General features: G+C 47.7%; 12 protein-coding genes. 7 read left to right on the top strand and 5 right to left on the bottom strand.

Features of this window, described 5'->3' with window-relative positions; all coding sequences use genetic code 11:
• Positions 1–392 precede the first annotated feature (392 nt).
• From KV201_RS00995 to KV201_RS00985, 3 genes are all read left to right on the top strand, one after another.
• A complete protein-coding gene (locus KV201_RS00995) occupies positions 393–1,787 on the top strand; it encodes a PhoH family protein (RefSeq protein WP_006080025.1) in 1,395 nt (464 codons plus the stop codon).
• A gap of 215 nt (positions 1,788–2,002) precedes the next feature.
• Positions 2,003–5,719, top strand: coding sequence for a response regulator (locus KV201_RS00990; RefSeq protein ID WP_006084221.1), 3,717 nt, complete (start codon positions 2,003–2,005; stop codon positions 5,717–5,719).
• A 137-nt stretch (positions 5,720–5,856) separates the two neighbouring features.
• Complete coding sequence (locus KV201_RS00985; RefSeq protein WP_226058260.1) at positions 5,857–8,265, top strand: zinc-dependent metalloprotease; 2,409 nt, start codon at positions 5,857–5,859, stop codon at positions 8,263–8,265.
• Positions 8,266–8,285: 20 nt separating this feature from the next.
• Here KV201_RS00985 and KV201_RS00980 read toward each other — a convergent pair whose 3' ends face one another.
• Complete coding sequence (locus tag KV201_RS00980) at positions 8,286–10,094, bottom strand: protein kinase (RefSeq protein WP_011845712.1); 1,809 nt, start codon at positions 10,092–10,094, stop codon at positions 8,286–8,288.
• A gap of 249 nt (positions 10,095–10,343) precedes the next feature.
• Here KV201_RS00980 and KV201_RS00975 point away from each other — a divergent pair, with 249 nt between their 5' ends.
• Entirely contained in the window at positions 10,344–10,685 is a 342-nt protein-coding gene (locus KV201_RS00975) for a hypothetical protein (protein WP_006080029.1), read from the top strand.
• A gap of 102 nt (positions 10,686–10,787) precedes the next feature.
• Positions 10,788–11,444, top strand: coding sequence for a thiopurine S-methyltransferase (locus tag KV201_RS00970; protein ID WP_226058259.1), 657 nt, complete (start codon positions 10,788–10,790; stop codon positions 11,442–11,444).
• A 287-nt stretch (positions 11,445–11,731) separates the two neighbouring features.
• Here the strand turns inward: KV201_RS00970 and KV201_RS00965 are convergent, their stop codons facing one another.
• The gene (locus KV201_RS00965; RefSeq protein ID WP_006080031.1) at positions 11,732–11,923 is read right to left on the bottom strand and encodes a bacterioferritin-associated ferredoxin; all 192 of its coding nucleotides are present in this window, start codon (positions 11,921–11,923) and stop codon (positions 11,732–11,734) included.
• A 261-nt stretch (positions 11,924–12,184) separates the two neighbouring features.
• On the opposite strand from KV201_RS00965, the gene KV201_RS00960 reads away from it, so the two are divergent.
• Complete coding sequence (locus KV201_RS00960; RefSeq protein WP_226058258.1) at positions 12,185–13,759, top strand: PAS domain-containing methyl-accepting chemotaxis protein; 1,575 nt, start codon at positions 12,185–12,187, stop codon at positions 13,757–13,759.
• 84 nt (positions 13,760–13,843) lie between these two features.
• Here the strand turns inward: KV201_RS00960 and KV201_RS00955 are convergent, their stop codons facing one another.
• Positions 13,844–14,779, bottom strand: a complete 936-nt coding sequence (locus KV201_RS00955; protein ID WP_226058257.1) for a D-2-hydroxyacid dehydrogenase — start codon at positions 14,777–14,779, stop codon at positions 13,844–13,846.
• 94 nt (positions 14,780–14,873) lie between these two features.
• On the opposite strand from KV201_RS00955, the gene KV201_RS00950 reads away from it, so the two are divergent.
• Positions 14,874–15,206: a DUF3392 domain-containing protein gene (locus KV201_RS00950; protein ID WP_006080036.1), complete on the top strand. Its 333-nt coding sequence runs from the start codon at positions 14,874–14,876 to the stop codon at positions 15,204–15,206.
• Positions 15,207–15,226: 20 nt separating this feature from the next.
• Here KV201_RS00950 and KV201_RS00945 read toward each other — a convergent pair whose 3' ends face one another.
• Positions 15,227–15,949, bottom strand: a complete 723-nt coding sequence (locus KV201_RS00945; protein WP_226058256.1) for a glycerophosphodiester phosphodiesterase — start codon at positions 15,947–15,949, stop codon at positions 15,227–15,229.
• 14 nt (positions 15,950–15,963) lie between these two features.
• Positions 15,964–19,167 (bottom strand): mechanosensitive ion channel domain-containing protein, encoded by a 3,204-nt coding sequence (locus tag KV201_RS00940; RefSeq protein ID WP_226058365.1) that lies wholly within the window; start codon positions 19,165–19,167, stop codon positions 15,964–15,966.
• Between the last annotated feature and the right edge of the window lie 46 nt (positions 19,168–19,213).

The following is a 19,213-nucleotide window of genomic DNA, read 5'->3' as shown; positions in this document are numbered from 1 at the left end:
TTCTAGGCGGACTCTAACAAAGGGCGCGTATGTTATACCAATACTCGTGATATTTAAATCGCCCTCTCACCCGTTAGAGCCTAATTCCCAGAGTGCTAGATTACAAATTGTACAAGCGACAAAATTGTCGTGCCAGTACATGAAATTGTCACGCTAATGTCACATCCGCGGTTATACACTGCCTCGAGTCTGTATGGTAAACAATGGTGCTGTATTGTTATCTCGTGAGTTTGGTGCCAATATCAACTTAAGGTTTAAGTGCGAGTAAAGTGCTATCAACTTGAACCTTATGATCATTCTTTGCCATATGCTTTGCCAGTAATAGGAGTTGGGTAACTTTTATTGAGACTCAAAAGTTTGTTTAAACTTTAATGAAGCACTCTGGAGGCGCCATGGAACAAGACGACAGAAAGTTGTTTGTACTGGATACCAATGTGTTACTACATGAACCTTTGGCGATCTATTCGTTTAAAGAGCACGATGTGGTCATTCCGATGACAGTGCTAGAAGAGTTGGACCAGATTAAAGATCGAAAGAGTGATGTGAGTCGGGATGCTAGAGTTGCCATTAGGGCATTGGAAGATACCCTAGGCGGTGAAACCACCCCTGAACAGATTATCAATGGTGTCCCTTTGCCCAGTCGAGAGGGTCATGCCGATGCGGTCGGTTCGCTCTCCATCTTTCCTGACCACCTTGTCGATTTTACCTTAGGCGCCCTGCCGGGAGATGGAAACGACAATCGCATTATCAATACCGCCCTACATCTGCAAAACCTGCATCAACCCCGTACCGTTGTTTTAGTTACCAAAGATATCAATATGCGCCTCAAAGCTAAGGGCGCGGGCATTCAATTGGTTGAAGATTATCGAACTGACCAGTTGATCGACGACATTCGCTTCCTCAGCAAAGGTTTTTACCAGTTCGAAGGTAATTTTTGGGAGCACTTGAACAAGGTCTCCACCGAGCGCCACGGTAGACACACAGTGCATGAAGTACCGCTCAAAGATCTTGAAAATGATAAGTTTTACATCAACCAATACCTTATCGACACTGAGTCTGATTTTTGCGGTCGCGTTACCGAGCGCACAGACACCCATCTGCACATTTTAGATCTTGGCCGTGAGCGAGTGAAAAACCTCGAAGCGTGGGGCGTTAAACCTAAAAACGTCTATCAAGGCATGGCGCTGCAAGCATTGCTCGATCCCGATATCGATCTGGTGATCTTAACTGGCCCCGCGGGTTGCGGTAAAACCTTGCTCGCCATGGCGGCAGCGTTGGAACTGGTGGTCGAGCGCAATCGCTACGACAAAGTGATCGTCACCCGTAACACCCCAGAAATCGCCGAATCTATTGGCTTCTTACCTGGCACCGAAGAGGAGAAGATGATGCCGTGGCTGGCCGCCATTACTGATACGCTCGAAGTGCTACACAAGAATGATGTTAATCCCACGGGTAGCATGAACTACATCATGGAGAAGGCTAACATTCAGTTTAAGTCGATTAACTTTATGCGTGGGCGTTCGATCCAAAACTCCATCGTACTACTGGATGAATGCCAAAACCTTACCGCCTCACAGATCAAAACCATGATCACCCGTATGGGCGAGGGCACAAAACTGATTTGTTGCGGTAACTTAGCGCAAATCGACTCTAACTACTTAACCGCAGTAACCTCAGGTTTAACCTACATTGTTGAACGTTTTAAAGACTTTGAAGGCAGCGCCAACGTGTATCTCAATGGCGTGGTGCGTTCACGCTTAGCGGAATACGCCGAAGAGCATCTCTAAAGAGTGTCGGTTTAATTTAGAGTAATCACTAAGGCCTCAGATATTGAGGCCTTAGTTTTATAGAGTAGTAGATTTTTAATCGACTTATCAGTGGTATGAGTAGCCTTTTTCCAGCAATTATTTTATGTGATTGGCAGTTTCTTCCTGCTACTATATGGAGCTCATAGCTTTTGCCGCCGTTGGCTGAAATCAAGCGCTGCAATCAAGGGTAGTGGATGAAATCGAGTGAGCCGGATCTGCAACTAAAATCGCCGATCCAGAAGAACTACAACCGTGCCGTTTTTTATACGTACATTGGCGTTATCGTCATGTCTTTGTTGACCGCATGGATGTTTTTCGACCGCCAAAAAGCGCAGCAGATGGAACAGCGTGAAGAACAGGTTCAGCGCCATGTTCTGCAAATCGATTTGCTACTCGAGTCGAGCATTAGAGCGGTAAAAAGCTTACGCAACGTTGCCGTGGATCATTTGCGCTTAGGCGAACTCGTGCGTAAAGAACGTTTACCCCAATACGGTAAATTCAACGAAAGCGGCCAGTATTTTACCTTAGAACCTAGCTACGCCCAGAGCGGTGAGCCTTTTACTAACATGGGTAGGATCACTGGCGCAGGTTCCCTCGATGGCCGCAGCGACAAGTTCTATCAAGAACTTGAGATGTTGTTTGAGCTGTCACTGTCATTCCCCGTCGCTAAAGAAGCCGCGCCGAAAGCCTCGGCAATTTATTACCTGTCAAAACGTAGGATTATGTCCTACTTCCCTTGGTCGAATGACGATCAACGTTTTAGGGACGAATTACTCAACAAGAAACAGTTCCAATATGCCACCCCGGCAATGAACCCGCAGCGCAGTGTGTTTTGGAGCGAAGCCTATGTCGACTCCACGGGCAAAGGCTTATTGACCACCTTAGGTGTGCCCGTTTATTTGGACGATGAGTTCATTGGCTCAATTAACTTAGACATGACGCTTGCCTCGTTAGCACGGCAAATTCGGGTCTACTTTAAGATGCCGGGCACAGTGATTTTACTCGACCAACAGAACAATATTTTATCCCACAGCGATTTTGATAGCTCAGACATCAATCGGGTCTATCACATCAGCCAACGTATTCCCTCTGAGCTGCATTCTTTGCCTGAGTCGGAATTGTTCGATGCCCACGACGGCATCATCCGCAACGGCTATTACATTCACTCGGTTGCTCTGCATAACGCACCTTGGCGTTTACTGTATTTGCAGGATGAGGACGACCTATTCCAAGACTCGTGGGAAAAACTGCAGCTGACCTTTATTTTAGTGGTTATCGCCCTGTCTGTGTTGGTGACCATAGTGCATTGGCAGACGCGTCGATCTTTTGTGAGCCCTGCCTCGCGACTACTGTCGCATCTTGAGGGTTGCTCGCAAGAACCGCGTAAGCCACCGGAGAAAATCACCCGCGGCTGGGAACCTTGGTTCTTGCTGGTGAGTCGGATTTTTGAGGAAAACAAACAATATACCCACCATTTAGCGGAGCAGAATAAGCGGCTCGATAAGCTAGTTGCGCGGCGTACTGAACGCTTAAAAGACACCACAGAGCGGCGTGAACGCGAATATGCGCTGCTACGATCCCTGCTTGATTCGATCCCCGAAGCCATTGTCTTTAAAGATAAAGAAGGCAACTATTTAGGTTGTAACAAAGCGGCTGAACGCATGCTGGGTTACACAGAGAGCGAGATGATAGGTTTATCATCTGAGGATCTGACCTCGCCAGAAATGGGCATTCGTATCCGCGCCGAAGACGAACAAGTCCTAAAAGATCGCACGCCGCTGCGCTACCAAGAAAAGGTTGAGCTTGCGGGTAAACCTGTGTTGCTCGATACCCTTAAACTGCCTTTCTATAATCGCCGCGGCGAATTGCAGGGTCTGATTGCCGTGTGGCGTGATGTGACACGGGAATACGAGTCTGCTGAACAATTGCGCCTGTCCGAAGAGCGTTATCACTTAGCCATGGATGCGGTGGAAGATGGGCTGTGGGACTGGTATTTAGACTCTGAACAGATCATTTGTAACCCTGCCTATTATTCTATGTTGGGTTATAAAACCAATGAGTTCCCAGCTCTTGTGTCGACGATTGATGAATTATCCCATCCCGACGATCGGATTCGCGTCGAGGAATACCGTGCTCAGTATCTCGCGGACCCTGTCGGCGCTTACGAAATCGAATTCCGTATGTTAGGTAAAAATGGCGGCTATCACTGGGTGTTATCCCGTGGCCGTGTGGTGGAGTTCACCGCCGAAGGTCAGCCTAAGCGTATGCTCGGTACCCATAAGGATATTACCCGCCATAAGAGTAACGAAGTGGCGCTTTTGGAAGCCAAGCAAGACGCCGAATTAGCTAACCTCTACAAGAGTGAATTCTTGGCTAACATGAGCCATGAGATCCGCACGCCGATGAATGCCATTATCGGTATGTTGCAGTTGGCGCAGCGTACCTCGTTAACGGCACAGCAGAAAGATTACCTCGAAAAAGCCGGTTTCTCGGCGCAATCGCTGCTGAGGATCATCAACGATATTCTCGACTTCTCTAAAATTGAGGCGGGTAAGTTGGAGCTTGAGCGGGTGCCATTCCCGCTGGATAAAGTGCTCGATCATGCCCTCGATCTCAATGCGCTCAAGGCACAGGAACAGGGCGTTGAGTTACTCTTGTATGCCCCAGTGACGGCGGGACTCATTCTTAAGGGCGATCCACTGCGTTTAGGCCAAGTGCTGATTAACCTGTTATCGAATGCGGTGAAATTTACCCAATCTGGCGAAATTGAGCTGGGTTGTGAAGATGTCGGCGAGCGTGATCATCGGATTACCTTGAAGTTCTGGGTGCGCGATACTGGTATCGGCATAGGTAAAGATCAGCAGGATAAGTTGTTCGATGCCTTCGCCCAAGCCGACGGTTCGACCACCCGCAAATACGGTGGCACTGGCTTAGGTTTATCGATCAGTAAGCATCTGGTGTCTATGATGGGCGGTAAGATGCAAGTGCAGAGTGAGCTTGGGGTCGGAAGTACCTTTAGCTTTACCATCAGTTTTGAGATTGCCGAAGCCGCTAAGATTGAGCCTTTGGTCGTACCGGAAAAACTCAATAGCCTACGCACCTTAGTCGTTGACGATAACCCGACTGCACTGCAAATTTATTCGACCTTGATGCGAGATTTCCACTTCGAAGTCGATACTGCCGCTAGCGGCGCCGAAGCACTTTATAAACTGTCGCGGGCACCAATCGATCTGCTTTTGCTCGACTGGATGATGCCAGAAATGGACGGCAGTGATGTGGTCAGCGCCATAGATACTATGGTCGCCGAAGGCCGCTTAGCAAAACGACCAGTGATTATCATGATGACGGCCTATGCAGCAGAGCCTTTGCAGCATGAAGTCGATAGTGCCAATGTGTTCGCCGTCCTGCAAAAACCCTTCAAGGCATCGAGCCTGTTCGATGAGATCATTGCCGCCTTTGCCGATGAGCCGAGATTGAATGTGGTTCAGCCTATGGTTGAAGTCCAAGTTGAAGACGGAGAACACACAGGTTTAGTGCTACTGGTGGAAGATAATTTTATCAATCAGCAAGTGGCGACTGAACTCCTTAAAAGTGCAGGCTATGAAGTGGTGCTGGCTGGCAATGGTCAAGTGGCGCTGGATACCATCGACTCGCGGCCGTTTGATGCCGTGTTAATGGATATTCAAATGCCAGTGATGGACGGGTTAACGGCCGCAAGGGCATTGCGTGAGCGTTTTAGTGCCGATGAACTGCCTATTATTGCCATGACGGCCCATGCCATGTCGGGCGACAGGGAAAAGAGTTTAGCGGCGGGGATGAATGCCCACATCACTAAACCCATAGTACTCAACGAATTATTTGAAACATTAAATCACTGGATCAAACATAAGAATCAGCATCAGAATCGTTAATTTATTTGCTCGGGGCCAGTGATGGCCTCGCATTATTTACTTTAAATCAATTGCTTGAGATAAGCAGTCATCAAAGATGCCAATGACTTAAACGATTTATAAGGTAAATAACGCAGCCAGCCGTATCAGGAGGAAAGATGAAACCCCAAAGTTTAGCCTTAGCCTTATCCATAGCGCTGTTAGGATTTCCCACCGTTACCGTCGCAGCAGCCGCGCCTAGCGCCAAGATCATTAAGCAAAGCCAAGAGGCGAAAGGGTTTCTTAATCTCTATTACGAGGAGTCTCAGGGAGAGTTATACCTTGAGGTCAATCGCTTAAATCAGCCTTTTCTCTTGGTCACTAGTTTGCCGCAGGGCGTAGGTTCGAACGACATTGGTCTCGATCGCGGCCAACTGGGTCAGACCCGCATGGTGCAGTTTGAACGCCAAGGCCCCTATATTTTACTCAAGCAACTCAATACCCAATATCGTGCTAATACGACTGACGCTGCCGAGCAAAGAGCGGTTGCAGAAGCCTTTGCCGATTCTGTGTTATGGCAGGGCAAAGTGATAGAAGGCAAGCCCGATCTGGTGGCGATCAACGATCTGGTGCTCAATGATTTACACGGCGTATCTTCCGTATTGCAACAAACAGAGCAGGGCAATTATCGGCTGGATCTGAGCCGTTCTGTCATCCTACCCAAAGGGATAAAATCCTTTGAGAAAAATGCCGATGTGGATGTGCAACTCACCTTTAAAGGCGATGTCGCAGGCGCACAGGTCGCACAGGTAACCCCCGACGGCACCTTAATGTCGGTGCGGATGCGTTATTCCTTTGTTGAGCTTCCCGATACTGATTACCAGCCGCGGGCTTATCATCCTATGAGCGGCTATTTGTCAGATGAATATCAAGACTATGCGACGCCCTTTGATCAACCTTTAGTGCAGCGTTTTATCCTGCGCCACCGTTTACAGAAAGTGCATCCAGGCCCAGCGCCAAGTGAAGTCGTTAAACCTATTATTTATTATCTCGATCCCGGTGTGCCAGAGCCGATACGTTCGGCCTTGCTCGATGGCGCGCGCTGGTGGGAGACGGCTTTTACTCGCGCCGGATTTATCAACGGCTTTAAAGTTGAGTTATTACCGGTAGATGCCGATCCGCAGGATATTCGCTACAACATGATCCAATGGGTGCACAGGGCGACGCGGGGTTGGTCCTATGGCGCCGCACTGACCGATCCTCGCACCGGTGAAATCATTAAGGGTCAAGTCACGCTCGGCAGCTTGCGTGTGCGGCAGGATTACTTGATTGCCAAAGGCTTAACCGCTGGCTGGCAGGATAGAGTGGCGGCCGAGAAGGCGGCGACAGCCTTGTCGCTGGCGCGTATTCGCCAATTGGCCGCCCATGAAGTTGGCCATACCTTAGGGCTTGATCATAACTTTGCCGCTTCGACCAATCAGGATGCCTCTGTGATGGATTATCCCCATCCGAAAATCCTGCTAAAGGGCAATGATATTGATATTTCAGCGCCTTACACTACAGGTGTTGGCCCTTGGGATGATTTTGCTATCGCCTATGGCTATAGCGAACAAGGCGATGCTCGCACCCAACAAGCGTTGCAAGTCGACTTACTGGCCGATGTGGCGAAACGTGGCTTACGTTATATCGGTGAGGCCGATTCTCGCCAAAAGGATGCGAGTCAGGCCTATGCCAGTTTGTGGGATAGTGGTGACGATCCGATCGAGCAACTAGGTAAGCTCGACAAAATTCGCACTAAGGCGATTGCGGGATTCTCCAGTGCAGCCTTGTTACCCAATGAGCCACTGGGCGAGCTAGCCGATGCCTTTGCACCAATTTATTTGCTGACGCGTTATCAAATCGATGCGGTTGCTAAGTTTATTGGCGGCACTGACTATAACTATCAATCCATAGGTGAAGGCAGCCGCTGGAGCTATATTGCGCCGCAATTGCAGTTAACGGGTTTAGACGCACTGCTTAAAACTTTAGATGCGGCGAGTTTAACTGTGCCGCAATCCTTGCTCGACAGTTTAGTGCCAAAGGCGGGGAATTATCATGCTACGCGGGAATCCTTCGACTCAGGTCTAGGGGCTATTAACGATCCTCTCGGTATGGCTGAAGTATTTAGCCGTCATACCGTGAGCTTGCTATTGATGCCTAAACGTTTGAACCGTGTCAGCCAAGCATCCATGGCGGATAGCGAGCAGTTATCGGTGACGACATTACTGGATAAGTTGTTCGCGGCGACCTTGTATCAAGAGGACAAGCTTGGGCTGGTCGAAGGTGTGTGGATGCGAGTGAACGCTGTGGTGATTGATGAAGTGCTGGCAACGTTGCACGATCCTCAAACCTCACCAGAGGTGAGGGCTGCGATCAACGATCGCGCTCAGTTTGTGATTAAGCAATTGAAAGCGAAGTCGAATCGAGCGAATGCAAGTCTTGCGGCGCACTATACTTGGTTGCAACAGGGTCTGGCTGCGGGCTTAACCGATGCTAAGGTTAAGCTGATTTATAAGCCATTGACCTTACCGCCGGGATCGCCGATTTAATCTGATGAAAATAGGCGCCATTAGGCGCCTATTTCTTTTGGATTTTTCGGATAGAAGTGATCGGCTTTACGCTCTAGATGGGTAAAGCGGCGGGTGTTTTTGTAGGGCAGTTTCATAAAGCCCGACACGCCGTGGCCCTGGATTTTGCCGACATGATGCAAGATGCGATCGAGACTCGCACGAAATGCCGCCTGCTTACGTGGGTTGAGCAGCTTCAAGTAACTGTGGATCTTTAAGTGATTCGGCAGCGCCTCAAAAATGATGCAGCCTGTGTGGTGAATTTGGTTGATGCGGGCTAATTCTTCCATGATCTCCACGGGCAATTCGAGGTTTTCGTCGGGATCTTTACCGTCTTCAAAGTAAGAGTGCAATCGCGACTTATCTTCTAAGGTGGGCACATCACCGACTTCAAAGGGCAATTGCAGATCGGCGCTGGCGACAAACGGCTCGCTTATATCTGTTCGCTCGATATGCAGCGTGTCTTTGGCGTTAAAGAAACAGGCCTTAAACACCCCAATACGTTTAATTCCCCGCGCCAGATCCACCATATTGTTGACCGCAATGATCAAGGCACTTTTTTGCTTTGCATCGTAAATCGCAAGATTGGAGTCGATAAACACGCCGGTTTCTTGCCAGTGGATCGCGAGACCGCCCACGATTGGATATTGCGCTAATCGACCCACGGCGGCGATAAAACCTTTTTCGGTATCGCCCATGCCCGCGAGGAAGTTGCGGTAATATTTTTCGAGCTGAATATCATCCATCTTAGCGATAGGATCTTGGGCGTTATGTTCCTTCAAAAAGGACTTACGCGAACTGTAGCTGACGGTTTCAACATCTTTGTCGCGGGATTGCACCCACACAGGAATTTCACCCTGTAACTCAGCTTTGGGCAGTTCTGGTAAATGCAGTCTGTGGCTGTGGCGCATACTTTTCAAAAAGTAATCGCCGGCAATGTTGCGCTGCTTAGGATCTGTGCTGAGCATGCCCTCTAAGGTACGGGCTAATTCCATTGGTAAGCCAATGCTGGTGGGCGAGATAACTTGTGCGCCGAAGCGGCTTGCTTGGCCTGAGGCAAGAGCATACAGAGTTGCAGCAACGCCTTGCTCATCAAAGCGCGGGCTGGAGAGTGCCCCATTGAGTTGCTCTTCGCCGATAAAGTACACATCGCCCATGCGGGCGTTGGTATGTTGTTGATCGCTCGACATTAACGCCATCACATTGTCTTCGACGGGCTTGTTATATTCATCCCTCTGGGCAAATACCGCCGATCCCCAATCGATCAACGATAAGTGTTGCTGCTCAATGTCGTAAACCAGATTAGAAGGTTTGATATCGCCGTGCACTAAGGGCTTGCCCGTGCGCAGGTAATACAAGATATCGGCGAGTTGGCGAGCGATGCTCATGACCATAGCTGTGGGCAGGGCGCCCATGCGGCGGCAAAGTTGGTCGAGATCTTCGCCTTTTGCCCGTTCCATTACGAGTATGCCTTGCTTGCCGACTCGCTCAAATTTGATCGCGCCCGGCACATTGGGATGCTTGAGTAAGGACAGCATAAAGGCTTCTTCTTCGAGCCTATCTTGAATATGTTGCGGCAGATTAATCCGCGAGAACTTAAACACATGGGCATCGCCCGCTTGATTGATACCCGCAAACACGAAACCGTAGGCGCCTTTGCCGACCAATTCAATATCGGTATAACCTAACTTGCTCAGCTGCTGTTTACAGAGGCGGATCCACGCCTTGTGTTTACGGGCATCATTGGCTTTGAGCAAGTAAATGGATTGCTCTTCAGAAATATAAAAATGCTGCAGCTGAGGTGTTTGCAAATTGTGCTCCTTGTTTTGTCCATTTAACCAGTAAGCGGGGGCGATAATCAAATAGCGGCTGGCATTATTTTAGGATTCAGAGTGGCATTAGTGATCAGCGTCAGGCGCGGCTTACCTAACCGATCATTTCGTCACTGACTTTGACTTACATCAAGTTAAATCCTCGCGACTATAGGTAATCTTTGGGACATGAGATGGAATCAGTTTTTGTTAATTAACCCACAGACAAAGTGCAGCTAAGGAGGGCATATGCCCACCCAATATAAAGCCTTGTTGATCGAGCTATTGGAATATCCGCGTAAGCGAATTTTGCAGTCAATGGAAGTGACCCATTGCCCACATGCGGTATTTTTTAATGATAGCGACGAGCAATGTTTAACTTGTCATCAGGGCATGGAATGTATCTGGATGAACCAGAACGACGAGCTGGTAGCCGTGAACGAAAAATCGATTGCCGAGTTAAAACAGCAGTTGTTGATCGCCGTGGATTTTGTTGACTCATCGTTAAGCCCGCACCATTTATCACGCCGTCAATGTCAATGTGATAACTGTGTTTGGCTGCGTAAAGTGCAAGCCACGTTAGATCAGTAAGTGAGTCTTTACATTGCTGAGTTTGTCGAATTGCAGGGAGCTTTGCATCCGCTTTAAAATGTCATTAGAGTAAGGACAACTTTAGCGAATAGAGATAAACCCATGGAACCCGGTTTTTGGCATGAAAAGTGGCACCAGCAGCAAATAGGTTTTCATCAGCAAGACATCAATCCTTTCCTCGTTAAGTATTGGCAGAATCTTGGATTACCCGCAGATACGCAGGTTTTTGTGCCCTTATGCGGCAAGTCGCTAGACATGTGTTTCTTGGCCGAACAAGGGCATCAGGTCATAGGTTGTGAGTTGAATGAATTGGCGGTGCAGCAATTTTTCAGCGATAACCAACTCGAGATGACACAAACGACCGTGGGTGAGCATCAGCATTATCACACTGAGCAGATCAGTTTGTATCAAGGTGATATTTTCACTCTGCCTAAGACTATCACCCAAGCGGTGACGGCTTTTTACGATCGCGCTGCGTTGATCGCATGGCCAGAGAGCATGCGTGCACAATATGCCAAGCAGCTAGCGAGCTTGTTAGCTAGCGGCAGTGTCGGCTTATTAGTGACCTTAGATTATCCGCAGGAAGCCTTAAGTGGTCCACCTTTCGCCGTATCCCCAACCTGGGTTGAACAGCATCTGAGTGATGACTTTGACATTGAAGTATTAGCCTCCCAAGATGTGTTGGCCGACAATCCCCGCTTTATTAAAAAAGCCGTGCCTTGGCTTAATGAAGCCGCCTATTTGTTGAAACGTAAGTAGGGTTGAAACGTAAGTAGAATTGACTCGAAAGTGGATCTGCAACCCCATTGAATGATCAGTAGTATTAGAGTTCAGTGGGGGACTTGTCATTAAAACATCATATCTAAAGTCTAAACTGGCAAGATTATTTAAGACGAAGTGACGAATAGAAAGCTTTGTTGTCGCGGGACTTTTTTGGATTGAGTTTGCTTGAGCTGGATTGAGTTTGCTTGAGTCAGTGTGGTTTTAGCTTGTCGGAAGTGTGTTCGTTAGCGAGTTACCCATTACCACTCTATTCGCGATTCAATTTACGCGACTTCGTAATAATTAGGCTCACGCTCTAATTGATTCTGGATGATCTGTACCGCCATTCTTGCACACTTGCCACATTGATCGGCAACACCTAAGCGCTTTTTCACGTCAGCAAGCGAGCTATCGCCCTGGCTTACTGCATTTTTAATTTGCGTATCGGTGATCGCATGGCAAAGACAAACGTACATATATTAGTCTCCAGAAGAATTGCGCTAATTCTAAATGAAAACGCTTATCAAATGCAATCATGATTTTTGAGTGATTTTCATACATTAACGTTTTTGTTACATGGCGCACGTTTTATCGTCTATGCTAGATGTGTTTTAGCATTACACTGCTAGGCAGTTTTAGAAGTAGGTTCAGGAATATAGAGTCAGGGTGATGATGCCTCACGGATGGATAACTAATTGATTAATAGCGAAGAATTAATCAAAGATCCATAAGGTTTCATGAGAACTAATCTACCAGTTACACAGCGAGAATATGATTATCCAGCGGATTGGATTTTATTGTCGACCACGGATACTCAAAGTCATATTACCTACGCCAACCAATCCTTTTGTACCGTTGCCGGTTTTGAGCTCGATGCCATGTTAGGCAAGCCTCACAACATGGTGCGTCATCCAGATATGCCTCCCCATGCGTTTGAAGATATGTGGCGCTGCATCAAAAAAGGCGAGCCTTGGAAAGGGATAGTGAAAAACCGCTGCGCCAATGGCGATCACTATTGGGTTGATGCCTATGTCTCCCCGATTTCAGTTAATGGTAAAGTCGTCGAGTTTCAATCTGTGCGCACTAAACCCACCCGCGATCAGGTTAAACGTGCAGAAACGGCTTATGCAGAGTTGAACAAAAAGGGCAGTGTCAGTGCGTTAAAACGTACCATGAGCATGCCCGCCAAATTGCTATTACTAGCACTACTTGCCATGCTGCCGATGCTTTACCTTGCTCTGCAAATAGGCTTAATGGGCTTTATTGCCCTAGCGATAAGCATCTTAGTATTGCTGGTGGGCGGTAATCTGGTGCTGAGTCGTTATTACGCTATCGTGGCTAAGGCAAAGCATATCTACGATAACCCCTTGATGGCGCATATTTACAGTGGAAGCAGTGATGATCTTGGCGCGATTGATTTGGCGCTCCAAATGCAGACCTCTGAGCTTAAGTCGATTCTTGGGCGTGCATCGGATTCCTGTTATAACGTGTCTGAACAAGCCAAAATATCTGCCGCCAAGGGTAAACAAATCCAGAGTACCAGTCAGGCTCAATTGTCTGAAATAGAGCAAGTTGCTACGGCGATGCAGGAGATGACCGCCACATTAGGCGATATGTCTTCCAATTGTGCCGATGCCGCCAGTGCCACGCAAATGGCATCCGCTGAAACCATCAATGGCGATAAAACCGTGTCGAGCACCATTAGCTCGATTCAAGCTATGGCGGAGCAACTGCAACAAACGTCGAAGGTTATTACTGAGTTAGAAGCCCACAGTAAAGATATCGGCACTGTGCTAGATGTGATTCAGAGTATTGCGGGTCAGACTAATCTACTGGCATTAAATGCCGCGATTGAAGCGGCGCGTGCGGGTGAGCAAGGCCGTGGTTTTGCCGTTGTTGCTGACGAGGTTAGGGCATTGGCGCAACGTACCCACGATGCCACCAAGGAAATCCAAAGCATGATTAACCTGTTGCAGCAGGGGACCAATAAAGCTGTGGTCAGCATGCAGCAAGGCGTGGTTGCCGCGTCCCAATGTATTTCAACGGCGGATTTAGCAGGCACGGCATTACGTACGATTCGTGAAGCCATTTCGACCATTACCGATATGACGCACCATATTGCCAGCGCGGTTGAAGAACAATCGAGTGTGGCAAATGAGATGAATCGCAGCGTGGTGAATGTGTCGCAATTTACCCATTCTAGCCATCAACTTGGCAGTGAAATGGTCGGCTTGAACGATGAAGTGACTCGCGAGATGGATTCTCACTCAGTATTGGTTGATCAATTCTTAAAGCGCAGCTTTAGGGTTTAACCACCTAAAATTAAGATAAAAAGGCAATAGTCTGACTATTGCCTTTGCTTTTTCTGATCTCTGACTCAATTTCAATTCTCTAACTCAATAGCCCTTACTAAAGTCGATTCGATTCTGCAGTGGCTCACCGATAATGTAGCGGCGATAGTTTTGGCTAAAAATCTCGACGATTTGTGCGGGATGGCTTGGCGCAGAAATATGCGGCGTAATGATGGCATTTTCTCGCTCCCAAATGGGATGGCTATTGGGCAAGGGTTCTTGAGCACAAACATCGAGAATCGCTTGTTGGGCAGGTTTAGCGATAAGCTGGACATTAAGCGCATCGAGATCGAGTGCATCACCGCGGCCAACGTTAAACAGCACTGCATCATCTTTTAGCTTGCCTAAGGTATCAGCGTTAAGCAGGCTTTGGGTTGCCGGAGTGCTGGGCAGTAAATTCACCACCACATCGGCTTGCGTTAACGTCTGGGCTAAATTGGCCATCGCTTCAATGGCATCAAAACCTTCTACGGCATTACCGCTGCTATTAATGCCTGTGACATGCATGCCAAAGTGCTTTGCCGTCTTCGCGAGATGCTGGGCAATTGAGCCAGTACCGAGCAAGAGCAATCGCATTTCTTGTAAACTTGTGTGACGTATGGGGGGTTGAACTTGCCACTGTTTTTGCTGTTGCTGCTGGCGATAAAAACCATGACCACGGATATGTGCCAGTAAATAGCCGAATAGATACTCGCTCATCAGCGGGCCGAAAATGCCTTTAATATTGGTGAGTTGATAGTCTTTTCTGCCCCTTAAGCTCATCAGAGCATCTATGCCTGCAAAGCTTGATTGTAACCATTGCAGATTTTTAGCATGGGGTAATAGGGGCGCGGCGAGTTTAGGTTCGGCTAACCAAATATCCGCTTCAATTATGCCCGCTGGATTATCATCGAGTATCTCTAAATCAGGGAGTTTCTGCGCCTCAATCAAATCGCGGTACTGTTGATTTGCCTTCGTTAGCAAGAGTAACTTGTGCCCCATGGCGTCTCCCTTTATGCTTGGTTATTGTTATTTTTCAATGTGCTGTCGCGGCCACGTCGAGGGATTGTGCAGCATCTTTTTAGGTTGAGTCATTATGGATCAGTTAGTCGCCCTTATTGCCCAGTTGGGTAACATGCTTCGCCCTTGGGCTTTTGATATTGCTACCGCTATGGTGGTGTGTCTTATTTTGGTTTTTTCAGCGGATGTCAATCGTATCCTAAGGCGTCATTTGTTGGGGCATTCTTTTGTGCTGCGAACATTTGTTTTTATTATTGTGAATGCCTTTGGCTATGGCCTATTGATCGTGAAAGCCACGCCTTGGGTGGCAAGACACATAGTGGCTATGCCATCCCATTGGATGTTTCTGTTAATTGTGGCCATGTTTATTTTTATCGGCTATTGGGCTCAGCGAAATAGCCAAGCTTAATATCGATATCAAGGTTGTCGTTATTCAAAGTAACCACAGTAATCGGCCGTGGCCACTTGAGCTAAGGCTTGCATGGCACGGTCGGGATAATTGCTGAACACACCATCGACGCCCATCTGCTTAAGTGCATGAATATCGTCGCTATGATCGACCGTATAAACATAAACCTTAGCGCCTCTGTTGTGGGCGTCATCCACTAAGGCTTGGCTGATAAAGCTGAGATCTAAGTGTAGCGAGTAAGAATTTAGCTCACTGACAACCGCGGCATTATCAAGCGGAATACTTGCCAGCAGCGGCGCGACTAAAGCTTCGGGCAAAGCTTGTTTAAGTTCGCGCAGATACGGGTGGTTAAAGGAGGAAATCAGTAACTGCTCCTTGGTAAATCCAAGCTGACTCAAGGCCTTTGGATATAAATCGATTAACGGCGTGACGGTATTAATGCCTTTTAATTCAATATTGACTATGCAGCGCCCCGCAATCAGCTCAAGTACTTGCCATAACGTCGGTATGGGTTCGCCTTTCACATTGACGCTCGCCAGATAATCCTTACTCACTAAATGGATCACGCCAGAGCCCGAGCTTTTATTATCAAGCCTTCGGTCGTGGAACACGACTAACTCACCTTCTACATTATGCACATCGAGCTCGACGGCCTGAGCCCCTAATTCTAACGCCTTAGCCATTGCGGCTAAGGTATTTTCGGCCTGATAACCGCTGGCGCCGCGGTGAGCAAAAATAAGCATGTTCTGCGATCCTATTAGCTTCTAATAATGCCTTGTTGCTCTCGATTTTGACCATTCTTAATATGGATTTCCATCTGCGGATAGGCGAGTTCGAGATTGTTTTCTTTGAGTTTTTTAGTCACTCGTTTATGTAAATCATGGCGCAGTGGCCAACGTGCCGACATATCTTTCGCATAGGCGCGCACTTCATAATCTTGGGTGTGTTTACCAAAGCCGGCAAACCAGACTTCAGGTTCTGGGCTGGCAAGTGCATCTTCACACTCTTGCACCGCTTGGTACAGCGTCGCTTCGACTTTGGCTGGATCAGAATCCCGCGCCACCGACACATAAACAATGACCCGCGTAATAGGATCTGACAAAGACCAGTTGATCAGCTGCTCTGTGATAAAGGCCTTGTTCGGGATGATAATTTCCTTTCTATCCCAGTCAATAATGGTGGTCGCCCGAATTTGGATTTTACTCACGGTTCCCGTTAAATCGCGAATTGTCACTGTGTCGCCAATCCGCACTGGCTTTTCAAATAATATGATCAGACCCGAAATAAAGTTGGCGAAAATCTCTTGTAAACCAAAACCTAAACCGAGCGATAGTGCAGCAATTAGCCATTGTAACTTAGACCATTCCATCCCGAGATTAGAGAAGCCGATTAATAACCCTAAAAACACCACCAGATAACGGCTGACGGTTGTGATCGCAAACCCTGTGCCGGGGGAGAGATCGAGCCTTTGCAGGATCATCAACTCAAGTAAGCCGGGGAGATTAGTGGCAATCATCAGTGAAAAACCGACCACTATCAGGCCAAACATCAAGGACTTCATGGTAATGGGCAGTTGTTGTTCTAGGCCATTAACGCTGGTATTGGTCGTCCACAGCGTAATGCCGTCGAGGAAGGAAAACAGCGCCGTATGGGTTTGAGTCCACAGACCAATCAAGCTGGCTAAAAAGGCCAATAACAACAGCGAACGTACTAGGCCGAGGGATTGGCTCGAAATGGTTTCGAGATCGACCACGGGTTCTTCGTAGGTATCGAGTCCATCGGCGGAGAGATGATGGGTTTCACCTTTTTCCCTTTGTGCTAAGCGTTCGGCACGTTTTGCCTTAGCGCGATCGAAGGCGATACGACGACGTTCAATCAACATCCAGCGTTTGATCAGTTGGTATAACAGCAAGAAACCCAGACCAAGTACGATCGACAATTGCAGTTGTAACAGCATTTGGAAAGCGGTGAAGTAGTAACCCCTAAAGGCTAAGCCTGCACTTAAAAGAGGCACAGATATCAACAATGTCCAGAGGATCTTCTGAATGAGTTTTTTGTTTTTACCGTCTTTCTTGGCATCCGAGTTTTTACGGCTAAGAATTAAGATGTCTTTGTATAACAAGAATAAAACGATACAGAAAACAATAAAGGCACCACGGCCTATGCTGTTGCGCACCAGTGAGGTGTCGAGTACTTCGGTAAAGCCCATCAAGCCTAATAATGGACTGGCGACCAGCACAAAGTGCCTGAGCCTTGATTGTCCCGCTTGGATGAGTTTCGAGGGGCGTTTGAAATGGCCCACGAGTACGCCTTTGTCGAGCGTCAGAATAAAGATGAAGCGATACAAGAGGTAGACTAAACCAATCGCCAGTATGCCCATGCCCACTGCTTGCACAAAATTGCGATCGGATTGATAAAAAATCAATCCCGCCATGATCACCGGGAAAGGTTTTATCAAGGCATAGCTGACACTGCAGGCGAGCGCCTTGAGGGTATAAATGAATTTATCTTGGGTCACATTGCCCACATAAGTGGTGTAATGATTTAGCAAGCGATTGAATTTAGGCGTGATTAAGTCCTGTACGACTAAACACAGTACCAGCAATATGATCCACCAAGACCAATAATCGTTTTGCTCTTCCCACGCTTTACCCAGTTCATCCCACTGCGCTTGCTGTACTAACCAAACCGCGCTGCGCTCAAGGTCGGTCAGCCATAACTTACTGATACTGGTAGCATTAGGCACCCAGAATAAATGCTCGTTTAGGGTATTTTTAAGGGTGAGATGTTGCTGGCTCAGTTGTTGATAGTTGACCTTCAACTTACCTAATTCACTCAAGTATTGGTCATAGCTTTGCATCAGCTGCGAGATCAAACTTTGCTGGGAGTGCAATAGCTTAATCTGCTGCTCATTGTATAAGCCGGGCTGTTCTAACTCTTGATCATTGAGGGCTTGTTGCTGCTCTAAATGGTATCTGTCTAAGCGCGCATCGGCGATCAGGGTTTGCAGTTTTTCGTGGTTTGGCGGCTTAGGCAGCGATTGCAACATCTGCAAAAAGCGCTCACCAAAGGCGGAGTTCATTTTGACCCAAGTGATCTGTTCTTGGATGTTCGCCAACTGTTTGGCTTGGGATTGATATTGGGTTTCCGACTGCTCTTGTTGCTCGACCACATTGTTGATCTGCAAGGTTAAGGTTTGCAGTTTTTGCCCATAAATCTGGTTAGTGTCGGCAATGTTGCGGGTAATAGGATCGACGACTTTGCCCGTGTTGACTAAGTTTTTGGCTAAAGTGGCATCGGTTTGTTGCTGACGCTGTTTATTGATCGCCTTATTGATGGTTTCAATCAAGGCTTCTTGCTGCACGAGTTGTTGCCGTACTAGCTGTAATTGTAATTGCGTCAGTTCAATGCGTTTTTGGCTGCTGGCGAGTTCAGCCTCATTGGTCGCAAGGCTTTGTTCAAAGAAGAGTCGTTGAGTTTGTTGTAACTCACCCGTTGGGGTATCAAGTGGGGCGAGTTCAGCCTTTTTGTTTTGGGCGACACTCTGCCTCGCGCTGGCGATCACTGTGGGTAAGTCGTTGTGGCGCTGTAATAAATCGTTTACTTGTCGGCCAAGGGTCGATTCGCTTTCTTTAAGCTCAGATAAACGAATATAGGCCATTGAAGCTTGCTGGCTGAGGTCTGTGCCTTTTTCCAGTGATAGAGGTTTGTAGGCTTCTTTCAGTGCTTGGTTGGTGCGCTTCTTGTGTTGTTCAAAATCGATCTGCGCTTGTTGGAAACTGGTCGCACTGGCGGCGAGCTTCTCTATGTTAATTTTTAGGTCGTTAATTTGTTCATCAATGCTGAGATTTTGTTGCTGATCTTGCTTGTTTATGCCAAGACGTTTGTCCAACTGCAAAGGCGAATTGGCTAGGACGGAAAATGAGAAAAAAGCAATAACGAACAATAAAATACGTGGCATATGGGCTAAAGACATTTAGGGGCGAAAGACGCTCCATATTAGCCAA

Source organism: Shewanella sp. SR1 (assembly GCF_020447145.1).
GTDB classification, from domain to species: domain Bacteria; phylum Pseudomonadota; class Gammaproteobacteria; order Enterobacterales; family Shewanellaceae; genus Shewanella; species Shewanella baltica.
This window is presented reverse-complemented; position numbering and strand designations above follow the sequence as displayed.